Origin of the sequence: Rhizobium terrae, from assembly GCF_003425685.1 — a bacterium.
GTDB lineage: Bacteria > Pseudomonadota > Alphaproteobacteria > Rhizobiales > Rhizobiaceae > Neorhizobium > Neorhizobium terrae.
On record NZ_QJKM01000058.1, the window covers coordinates 1 to 2,875 of the forward strand.

At 57.5% G+C, this 2,875-nt stretch carries 2 protein-coding genes and 3 pseudogenes; 3 read left to right on the forward strand and 2 right to left on the reverse strand.

The features are described from left to right. Positions 1 to 538, forward strand: a pseudogene (locus DMO26_RS33245) (IS3 family transposase); the annotation flags it as partial. Between the two features lie 450 nt (positions 539 to 988). Beyond that, on the forward strand, positions 989 to 1,735 hold the full coding sequence (locus DMO26_RS33250; protein ID WP_117196518.1) for an SDR family oxidoreductase: 747 nt from the start codon (positions 989 to 991) through the stop codon (positions 1,733 to 1,735). A gap of 61 nt (positions 1,736 to 1,796) precedes the next feature. Here DMO26_RS33250 and DMO26_RS33255 read toward each other — a convergent pair whose 3' ends face one another. Then, positions 1,797 to 2,003: a type II toxin-antitoxin system VapC family toxin gene (locus tag DMO26_RS33255; RefSeq protein ID WP_226951522.1), complete on the reverse strand. Its 207-nt coding sequence runs from the start codon at positions 2,001 to 2,003 to the stop codon at positions 1,797 to 1,799. A 61-nt stretch (positions 2,004 to 2,064) separates the two neighbouring features. On the opposite strand from DMO26_RS33255, the pseudogene DMO26_RS33260 reads away from it, so the two are divergent. After that, positions 2,065 to 2,304 (forward strand): annotated as a pseudogene (locus DMO26_RS33260) (IS21 family transposase); the annotation flags it as partial. Positions 2,305 to 2,337: 33 nt separating this feature from the next. Here DMO26_RS33260 and DMO26_RS33265 read toward each other — a convergent pair. Beyond that, a pseudogene (locus DMO26_RS33265) lies at positions 2,338 to 2,875 on the reverse strand (IS3 family transposase); the annotation flags it as partial.

Below are 2,875 nucleotides of genomic sequence, written 5' to 3' on the forward strand. Positions count from 1 at the left end.
AGGCCTGCCGTCGCTATCGACAACACGCTCGACGGCAATTTGACGTAGCGGCTCCGGACAAGGCCTGGGTCACGGACATCACCTACATCCGGACCTGCGAAGGTTTTGCTTATTTGGCCATCGTCATCGATCTCTACTCCCGCAGGGTCATCGGCTGGGTGATGCAGACCGCCAAACCACGGACGTCGTATTGCAGGCCCTGCTCATGGCGGTTGGGCGACGCAAACCGAAGGACAAGGTACTGATCCACTCGGATCAGGGTTCGCAATTCACCAGCATGGACTAGGCTTCGTTCCTCAGGCATCACAATCTGGTTCACTCGATGAGCCGACGCGGCAACTGCCATGACAATGCGGTAGCCGAGAGCTTCTTCAATCTTCTGAAGCGAGAAAGGATACGCCGCAGGGTTTACCATTCACCCGATGAAGCTCGCCAAGACGCATTCGACTACATCGAAATGTTCTACAACCCGAAACGCAAACACGTCAGGAACGGGATGCTGTCGCCCGTCGAGTTCGAGAAGCAGCAGAAAATCTAACCCGAGGGGGTCTACGAAACGCGGGGCTATTCATGGTACCGGTGCAGAGATGCATTGTTAACCTTGACAAACCACGGTCATCTTGCGTAGCTATCTATAAAATGGACGCAACGCCCATAATATGGGCCAAGAATGACGATATGGGTTTTTGCGAGAGGAAGCGCCTTGGACGTAGTCAATTACCTGACGACAGTGAACTTTGGGGCGGGGGCAGCAACCACACTTCCTCAGGTGATGTCAGAGGTTGGCCTGTCAAAGCCACTGATCGTAGATGACGCCGGGAATTGTTGCCGCGGGTTTGTGAGCGCGCCCTGGCTGACCATAGCCATACGACCAATCCCCGCCCCTTGAGCGCCGCCGACTACGCGGAGATCATCGAGGCGGTTTACTAACTAAGCCTGGTAGTCCCCTGTGGTGGCTATCAAGGTACTATTTATTGGGAGTCTTCAGATGAGACCCATCTGTATCATCACTGGCGCAAGCCACGGTATCGGCGCTGCTACGGCAAGGCTCTTTGCATCAGAGGGATACGACATCTGTATCAGCTACCTTTCTGACGATGCAGCCGCGGCCGAGGTTGTCGAAGCCTGCGAGGGTCAAGGTGCCCGTGCCATTGCCGTGCGTGGCGATGTTGGCAATCGGTATGACGTTCTCGAGCTCTTTGCACAATGCGACGCGCGGCTCGGGAGGGTTTCGTGCCTCATCAACAATGCCGGCATCATCGGCAAGGCTGGAAAGCTTTTGGATCTGGAGCCAGAAGCTCTTGAGAGGACCTTCCAGATCAATGTCTTCGGGTTGGTCTATTGCATCCAGGAGGCAACCAAGCGCATGTCTACAAGGCAGGGCGGCACGGGCGGGGCGATCGTCAATATGTCGTCCCTCGCGGCATATCTCGGTAGTCCGAACGAATACATCCAATATGCCGCCAGCAAGGGCGCGGTGGAGTCGATCACCTATGGCTCCGGCAAGGAACTGGCTCCGGAAGGGATTCGCGTCAACGCCATTCGAGTTGGCACGACCAACACGCGTATTCACACCGAAGGCGGCAATCCCGAACGGCCAGCCCGTATCGCCGCCATCACGCCTATGGGGCGTATTGCCGAGCCAGTCGACATCGCACGAGCGGCGCTGTGGCTGGCGTCGCCTGGCGCAGGCTTTGTCACGGCAACAATCACAACCGTTTCAGGTGGGCTTTGAGCCCCTCTTTGTTGAAAAGTAGCTACCAGCGTTAGAGGCTGTCGATGATTTCTGAACGTCGTCAGCCATCTTGCGCCGCCTCGATATCCGTCGGGGCAAAGCCCTTGCCCATGAAAGGCAGCGGTTCGTCTGCGCGTTCTGCCAAAGCGTAGGAGCGGCGACTGGCAAAGTTCAAAGCGGCCGGATGCCGACCCTTGCCGTAGGTCAACCAAGCCAGTGTCACCAGATCCACCAGGTCGGCGTCAACGGGACTGGTGTCCGCCTCCATCTTGCGCAGCCAAAGATCGATCCTGCCAACGCGTGGTCGGTGAGCATCCTGGTTGCTTTCGGGCGAGACGATCTACGATCCCTGGCATTATGTCCCCGTTCTGGCTCGCAAACCCGGTGCTCTGCGCAACGGTGCGCCTTTCCGGGAATGGGTTTTCCCGGCCCCGATGGAGAAAGTGCGCCGGCGGCTGAAGAGCGTTCTTGACGGTGATCGGCAAATGGTCACCATCCTCGGCTGTGTTCCCGACGACGGTCTTGCGGCCGTCGAGGCTGCCTGCCAGGAAGCGCTCGATCATGACGTCTGAATAGCCCCGCGTTTCGTAGACCCCCTCGGGTTAGATTTTCTGCTGCTTCTCGAACTCGACGGGCGACAGCATCCCGTTCCTGACGTGTTTGCGTTTCGGGTTGTAGACATTTCGATGTAGTCGAATGCCTCTTGGCGAGCTTCATCGGGTGAATGGTAAACCCTGCGGCGTATCCTTTCTCGCTTCAGAAGATTGAAGAAGCTCTCGGCTACCGCATTGTCATGGCAGTTGCCGCGTCGGCTCATCGAGTGAACCAGATTGTGATGCCTGAGGAACGAAGCCTAGCCCATGCTGGTGAATTGCGAACCCTGATCCGAGTGGATCAGTACCTTGTCCTTCGGTTTGCGTCGCCCAACCGCCATGAGCAGGGCCTGCAATACGACGTCCGTGGTTTGGCGGTCTGCATCACCCAGCCGATGACCCTGCGGGAGTAGAGATCGATGACGATGGCCAAATAAGCAAAAACCTTCGCAGGTCCGGATGTAGGTGATGTCCGTGACCCAGGCCTTGTCCGGAGCCGCTACGTCAAATTGCCGTCGAGCGTGTTGTCGATAGCGACGGCAGGCCT